Origin of the sequence: Halomonas sp. AOP22-C1-8, from assembly GCF_052378905.1 — a bacterium.
In the GTDB taxonomy this organism is placed as follows: domain Bacteria; phylum Pseudomonadota; class Gammaproteobacteria; order Pseudomonadales; family Halomonadaceae; genus Vreelandella; species Vreelandella citrativorans.
Genome location: NZ_JBQSYD010000054.1, coordinates 1 through 6,942, shown reverse-complemented (window position 1 = coordinate 6,942; position 6,942 = coordinate 1). Strand labels below are relative to the sequence as shown.

At 56.5% G+C, this 6,942-nt stretch carries 9 protein-coding genes; 3 read left to right on the top strand and 6 right to left on the bottom strand.

The genetic code is table 11. The features are described 5' to 3' along the window. The 5 genes from ACT3TY_RS17715 to ACT3TY_RS17695 form a co-directional block, all read right to left on the bottom strand. The coding region (locus ACT3TY_RS17715) for a tail protein X (protein ID WP_444629075.1) at positions 1-117 on the bottom strand (117 nt) is incomplete at its 3' end. After that, positions 114-587, bottom strand: a complete 474-nt coding sequence (locus tag ACT3TY_RS17710) for a head completion/stabilization protein (protein WP_444629074.1) — start codon at positions 585-587, stop codon at positions 114-116. The genes ACT3TY_RS17710 and ACT3TY_RS17715, both read right to left, overlap by 4 nt. 117 nt (positions 588-704) lie before the next feature. Continuing rightward, a complete protein-coding gene (gene gpM / locus ACT3TY_RS17705; RefSeq protein ID WP_444629073.1) occupies positions 705-1,385 on the bottom strand; it encodes a phage terminase small subunit in 681 nt (226 codons plus the stop codon). A gap of 3 nt (positions 1,386-1,388) precedes the next feature. Continuing rightward, positions 1,389-2,405, bottom strand: a complete 1,017-nt coding sequence (locus tag ACT3TY_RS17700; protein ID WP_444629072.1) for a phage major capsid protein, P2 family — start codon at positions 2,403-2,405, stop codon at positions 1,389-1,391. 14 nt (positions 2,406-2,419) lie between these two features. Then, entirely contained in the window at positions 2,420-3,241 is an 822-nt protein-coding gene (locus tag ACT3TY_RS17695) for a GPO family capsid scaffolding protein (RefSeq protein ID WP_444629071.1), read from the bottom strand. A 145-nt stretch (positions 3,242-3,386) separates the two neighbouring features. Here ACT3TY_RS17695 and ACT3TY_RS17690 point away from each other — a divergent pair, with 145 nt between their 5' ends. The 3 genes from ACT3TY_RS17690 (at position 3,387) to ACT3TY_RS17680 (ending at position 6,576) form a co-directional block, all read left to right on the top strand. After that, entirely contained in the window at positions 3,387-5,165 is a 1,779-nt protein-coding gene (locus tag ACT3TY_RS17690) for a terminase large subunit domain-containing protein (protein ID WP_444629070.1), read from the top strand. Then, positions 5,162-6,208: a phage portal protein gene (locus ACT3TY_RS17685; RefSeq protein ID WP_444629069.1), complete on the top strand. Its 1,047-nt coding sequence runs from the start codon at positions 5,162-5,164 to the stop codon at positions 6,206-6,208. Before ACT3TY_RS17690 ends, ACT3TY_RS17685 begins: the two co-directional genes overlap by 4 nt. Before the next feature lie 92 nt (positions 6,209-6,300). Next, the gene (locus tag ACT3TY_RS17680) at positions 6,301-6,576 is read left to right on the top strand and encodes a hypothetical protein (RefSeq protein ID WP_444629068.1); all 276 of its coding nucleotides are present in this window, start codon (positions 6,301-6,303) and stop codon (positions 6,574-6,576) included. A 36-nt stretch (positions 6,577-6,612) separates the two neighbouring features. Here the strand turns inward: ACT3TY_RS17680 and ACT3TY_RS17675 are convergent. Beyond that, a partial coding sequence (locus ACT3TY_RS17675) for a hypothetical protein (RefSeq protein WP_444629067.1) occupies positions 6,613-6,942 on the bottom strand: 330 nt, incomplete at its 5' end.

Below are 6,942 nucleotides of genomic sequence, written 5' to 3'. Positions count from 1 at the left end.
CTCCGCCAGCCACGGGTTGGCAGCCAGCACCTGTTCGGTGACGCCACGGGTGGTGCCGTAGAAGCGGTAGCAAATGGCATCCAATGTGTCGTGCTGTTCGGCGTGTACGAGGGTCATATCAGTTCGACCGTACTGTGCGGCCGCCCTTCGATCTCGCTGATCGCCCAGGCGGCATCGCGGCGGTAGCTGTCGGCGGGGTTGGCCAGCTGTTCGCCACGCTCGCGGCCGCTGTTGGTGGCATCGAAGTCGGCGTAGTGTTCGACCAGGCTGGCATGCGCGGTGGAGAACACGGCGCGCAGATATAGCCCGCGAAAAACCTCCGGCGCTTGCCATACGGGAATGGGTAGCGAGTCCATCGTGGGGTAGCCGGCATCGACCTTGGCCTGCTGCCAGTGGCGTAGAACACGATTCACCGTGGCCATGCCGGCTTGCAGGGCGCTTTCAATCCGGGCGCTGGTAATGGTGCTGTCCAGCCGGTGGCGTTCACGGAACGCGCTGGGCTGAATATCCGGCCAGAAGCCGTTGTTCTCGATGGCCTGTTCAGCGGTGTCGCTGGGGGGCGTACCTGCCGAGATAAAGCTGCTCATGGGTTACCTCGTTTAAAAGGGGGTGGGCGGCGTTCGAGCGTAAGCATGGGCTTGGATGCCTGAGTGCTTGGCTCTTACGTCGCGCCCCCTGACGTCGGCGGTCGACTCGGTTGGCCGCTAGCCCGTGGGCTTGGCGGCAGCGTTCTGTTTCAGTTCACGTTCCAGGCGTTCAAGGTCTTTCTTCACGCCGATGCGGTCATTGAGCTCCAGCGCACGGGTAAGGCTTGCGTGGGCTTCATCCAGCTGGTTGGCCGCACGCAGCGCATAACCCAGCGCCTTATGAAGCTTGGCGCGGATCTGATCGTGCATATCAGCGCTTGCGGTGAGGTGTTCAACTTCCACCAGGTGAGCGAGCAAGGCGAGGGAGTCGGTGCCTTCATCGTCCATTTGCTTAAGTGCCTGGTCGGCTACTTCTTCGGCGATGATGGCGGCGGTACCGCGCTCGAATTGGTCCGGCGGGGTTAGGCCGTGATTGAGGGCATAGCGGGCAATAGCAATAGCACCGCCCAGGTCTCCCGCATCAATACGCCAGAGCATGATGCGCATGAGCACGTCATCTTGTGCGCCTTGACCGGCTTCCAGCACACCGGCCACGTACTCGGCGTAGTTGGGCAGGATCTCGCGCTTGATCTCGGCCTTCTTCTCCATCGATTGAGTGGATTTAAGGCGGCGGTAGTCTTCGAACAGGGCGGCCTGCATAAGCTCGTAGGCTTCGCCCTGCATGGGGGCATCGCCCGCGTCAGCGGCCGCTTGGGCGGCGCTAACGCGTTCGAAGTGACGGCGGATAGAGCTGACCATTGATTACTCTCCCGCCGGTGCTTCGGTGGGAGCATTTTCACGCGTGATGTTTTCAATCAGGCAGCCAAATCCATAATCTTCAATGACATAGGCATCATTGCTTGATTCATAGTTTTCTACGCGTTTGCGTTCAGGCTTGTCCTTGAGGTAACGGCGGCGTGAGCCCTCTTGCCAGTACAGAGACAGGTTCTCAAACGATGTAATGAAAATGCCGTTCTCAAGCATGAAGGGAGCTTGGAAGCTGTTAAGCCCGCCAATACGCTTGGCCGCCATAATCATGTCCAGCGCTCGGCTTTCCGTTGGCTGTTCGTACTGGTTGATTTTGGGCAGATACTCTTCCGTCATGAGGGTACGGCCCACAATGGCTACCAAGCCGGTTGAATCCCGGTACCAGGGTTCAATCATTGAGTTAACGGCTTCCTGCACCAGTGCATCCAGGTTCTGGAACTCTTGGCCTTTACCAATCACATGGCCGCTGGATACCCGTGCCGGGGAGTGATTTCGGTACTTCTGTAGCCAGCCAATATTAACGTCCTCAAGCAACGGGTTAGCTGCTCGATCTGTCTGCTTGGCCGCCGTTTTACCGTTAAAACCGATCATCAGGCGATCAAGTGCCTGCTGTTTGATGATGGCGTCACGAATGCGCGACTGAAAATCAGGAAACTTGGCCCAGGCATCAAGCTTTGCCCAAGTCAGGTAGGTATCGTATTCGGTGGATTCACAACGGTACTCATGGTTATCCATCGTGGTGGGGTCAATAGGGTTGCGATCGCGTTGAGTAACATCAGTGCGGGCAGCAATAGGTCCGTTAATGCCAAGCCCAAGCTTTTGACCAACAAGGTCACGGACGCCGATCATGTTGACTCGACTTAGAAAGTCGCTGGAGTCCTGGATCTTTGTTTCCAGTGTTTGCTGGACGCTTGGCTCAATATCAAACGAAGAGAATGCGTTATCTGCTCCGTTAAGCTTGGCAAGGCGCTGACCGTATTGGTTAAAGAGCTTGCGAGTTTCAGTGCGCATATTGGTGGCGTCTCTTAGCAGTCGGTTTCGGTAGTGCCGTCGTTGCCAGTGGCAGGCTTGCGCGGCGAGCGGTTGGGGGTGTTGTCGAGCTTGCTGTACAGCGCGTCGAATTCTTCCTTCAACGTGTCGTGGGCGCTTTGTAGCTCGTTGAAGGCGGCTTGAGTGGGGCGCTTTTTCAGCGCTTCGCTGAGTGCCTGATGCTTTTCAACGAACAGCCCAAGAGTCTCTTCCAGATCGGCGCGGAACGCGGCAAAACCGGCTTCGGTTTTGGCGTCCTGTTTCTTGAACAGCGCTTTCACACGCTCGGCCAGTGTTGGGCCTTTGTCTTCCGGCGCCTCACTGAAGGAAAGGTCGGTTTCCACCGCAGCGGAGAAGAGGTTTTCTGGGCGCTGCTTGCGGCTGGCCAGCGGTGATTCGTCGCCGTTTTTCACCTGCTGAGCGCTGAATTGGAGCATTGAGGTGCCGAGTGAAGCAGGTGTGTCCGTAACGGCTAGGCCGACAAGGTAAGCCTCGCCGGTGTCGGCGAAGTCGAGATCTACCTCCATGCTGGTGTAGACCTTCTGACGCTGCTCGTTAAGCGTTTTGAGCTCGTCGGTCGGGTCGATTTCAGCAAGCAGCTGCAGCTTGCCGTCCGTATTTTTTTCGGTCTTAAGCGCCGTCACATCGCCGTAGCTCTTGAATGGGCTGTCCGGCATTACGCCGCGGATGTGTTCGAGATTGATTCGGCAGCCGTAAGTGTCGGGATCGAAATTGGCGGCCATCTGTTCGAGCCATTCGGCCGAAATCTTGCGGCCATCGGTCGTGGCGCCTTCTGTAGCAATGCGATGCCAGGGCATGAGCGAGCCTCAGTTGGTTGGGGGCAATTGGCTGCCGTCAGGTTCCGCGCACACGCGCCTTGGCTCAATGCGCGCTGGGTGTAAGTAGCCTTACTCACACCCAGCGGGGCAATCGTGGCCTCGTCTGCGCGGGTACGCTGGCGGCATGACTCCACAAGCCAACATCGACGACGATCACCACCGCCTTTCCGCCCGCCATCTCTATTGGATGGGGTGGCGAATTGCGCGTATCGCTGAATTTCTGGACCTGCCCCGGGCGACTATTGATAGCTGGAAAAAGCGCGATGCGTGGGACGACGCCACGCCGACCCAGCGGGTAGAAGGGGCGCTGGAGGCGCGCTTGGTGCAGCTGATCTGGAAGGATCAGAAAGAGGGGAAAGACTTTAAGGAGATTGACCTGCTCGGCCGCCAGATCGAGCGGTTAGCGCGGGTACACAAGTACCAGGGCAGCGGGAAGGAAGGCGACCTTAACCCCAACATTGAGAAGCGTAACTCCGGCGAGAAGCGTAAGCCTGCTCGCAATGATGTGGGTGATGAAGGCGTTATTCAGATCGTCGAGGCGTTCGAGGCCTCGCTGTTCGATTACCAGCGCGGCTGGTACCGGGTGGGGCAGCATGAGCGCATTCGCAACCTGCTCAAAAGCCGCCAGATAGGTGCTACCTGGTACTTCGCTCGGGAAGCCATTGCCGATGCGATGGAGACGGGTAAGAACAAGATATTCATGTCCGCCTCGAAGGCCCAAGCACACATCTTTCGGCACTACATCGTGCAGTTTGTGAAGGAAGTGACCGGCGTTGAGCTGAAGGGCGACCCCATTATTCTCGCCAACGGCGCGGAGCTTCACTTTCTAGGCACCAACGCCAAAACCGCCCAGGGCTACCACGGCGATACCTACCTGGATGAGTACTTCTGGATTCATGGCTTCGAGACGTTCCGTAAGGTGACGTCCGGCATGGCGATGCATAAGAAGTGGAAGCAGACCTACTTCAGCACACCATCGTCGGTAGCTCATGAGGCGTATCCGTTCTGGACCGGTGACCGGTTCAATAAACGCCAGAAGAAAGCCGACCGGGTGAAGATCGATATCAGCCACGCGGCGCTGAAGAATGGAGCGCGGGGACCGGATGGCCAGTGGCGGCAGATCGTGACCATTGAAGATGCCATCGCCGGCGGCTGTGACCTGTTCGACATCGACCAGCTGCGCCTTGAGTACAGCGATGACGAGTTCGCGAACCTGCTGATGTGCGAGTTCGTGGATGACACGCAAAGCGCTTTCCCACTGGCGATGATGCAGCGCTGCATGGTGGACAGCTGGGATGCCTGGCGGGATCTAAAACCCTTCGCCCCACGGCCTTATGGCGAGCACCCGGTGTGGGTAGGTTACGACCCGGCCGGCGATGGAGAGGAAGGCGACGGCGCGGGCCTTGTTGTGGTCGCGCCGCCCAAAACGCTGGAGAGCAAGCACCGCATTCTTGAACGCCACCGCATTAAAGGCCGCGATTATGAAGCCCAGGCAGAATTCATTCGCAGCGTGACCCGGCGCTATAACGTGACCTTTATCGGTATTGATACCTCGGGCCTGGGGGAAGCCGTGGCCCAGTTGGTCGCCAAGTTTTTCCCCACCGTAACCCGGTACCGCTATACCCCGGAAATGAAGTCGCGGCTGGTGATGCAGGCGCAGCAGATCATCAACAAAGGCCGTCTTGAATTTGATGCTGGCTGGGTCGATATCGCCCAGTCATTTATGGCGATCCGCCGAGAGCTGACCGCATCCGGGCGCCAGATGACCTACACCGCTGGGCGCAATAACCAAACCGGCCACGCTGACCTGGCGTGGGCCACCATGCACGCCTTACACAATGAACCTCTTGATGGTCCTGCTGCTCACGGCACGGGCCGTTCCCTAATGGAGATATATGGATGAGCGAAGCGGCGGTAGCGCCAAAGCCCCGGGTACGCGTGCCCGCTTACGTGAAAGACACCGAGACCACGGCCGCGCCTGCCAAGGCGGAGGCGTTCAGTTTTGGTGAGCCGACGCCAGTGATTGATGGTTATGACTTCTTCTATACCGGCTGCTGGATGCTGGGTAATGAGTGGTACGAGCCACCGGTGGACTTTCCCGCACTGGCCCAGACCTATCGCGCCACGGCACACCACGGCTCGGCCATTCAGGTGAAGCGCAATATTCTGGTGCGTTCTTTTATCCCTCATCCACTGCTAAGTCGCCAGGCATTTAGCGCACTGGCCACCGATTACTTTGTGTTTGGTAACTGCTACCTGGAGAGGATCTTCGGCCGCTTGGGCAGACTGCTGGCACTCAAACCTGCTCGCGCCAAGTACGTGCGTCGCGGCGCGGATCTGAGCCGTTACTTCTGGGTGCCCAACTGGTCGGAGCGCAGCGAATTTGAAGAGGGCAGCATTATTCACCTGCTTGAGCCGGACATTAACCAGGAGGTGTATGGCGTGCCGGATTACCTGGGCGCGCTGCAATCGATCTACCTGAACGAAAACGCCACGCTGTTCAGGCGCAAATATTACTTGAACGGCTCCCATGCTGGGTTCGTGATGTACGTCTCCGATGCGGCCCACAATCAGGAAGACATCGACGCCATGCGCACGGCGCTAAAAGAATCGAAAGGCGTGGGCAACTTCCGCAACCTGTTTCTATACAGCCCCAACGGAAAGAAAGACGGCATCCAGATCATCCCGATCAGCGAGGTCGCCGCCAAGGATGACTTCGCCGCGATCAAGAACATCACCCGCGACGACCAACTGGCAGGCCACCGCATCCCCCCGCAGCTGATGGGCATCATCCCCAACAACACCGGCGGCTTCGGCGACGTGGAGAAAGCCGCCAAGGTGTTCGTCACCAATGAGTTGGAACCGGTGCAGGCCGTGTTCAGTGAGATCAACGATCTGCTGGGGGAGGAGGTGATTCGGTTTAAGGAGTATTCGTTGGAGGGGTAAACAGTTAAATAGCATTAGAACGTTGCAAAGTGTAACACTCTTTGCCAGATTCTTAAGGTAGGTTAATTTATTACTATGTCTTGGGGGGCAATATGACTGTTTACAACATTTCGTATGACTTAAAACAGCCAGGTCAAAAATATGCTGGCTTAATTGATGAGATTAAAAAATCTCCAGGGTGGTTGCATTGCCTGGAATCCACGTGGCTTATCTCAACAACAGAAACTGCCCAACGGGTTCATGAAAGACTAAGCACAAACCTTGATAGTAATGATTCTCTTTTGATTATTGAAGTAGTTAAAAATTATCAGGGTTTGCTTACAAAAGATAAGTGGGATTGGATAAATAAGCATGTGACACGACACTAATTTCAAAGTACTAGCCGCCCATATGGGCGGCTTTTTTTAATTGTCGCAGCGATTGCATACGCGATTAGGCTGGCTCGTGAAATATGACACTAGAAGGCTAATGCCTAAGCCGATTACTATCGTGCCGATAACCTGCCCCCAAAACTTTGCATCACTCAGTAATGTTGCCAAAGTATTATCATCAATTTTTTCAGCCTCATTCAAAGTTTGGTAGGTAAGGGTCAGTCCTTCAAAAATGTACTGTGCACCTGCACCCAGGGTTATGCACATCAACCCTGCTAAAAAAAACATAAGGCTCCTAGGGTTTCCTCTGTAGCCGATCATAGCGATGAGCGCTAAGGCCAGCGGGCCGCCACCAAAGACGAT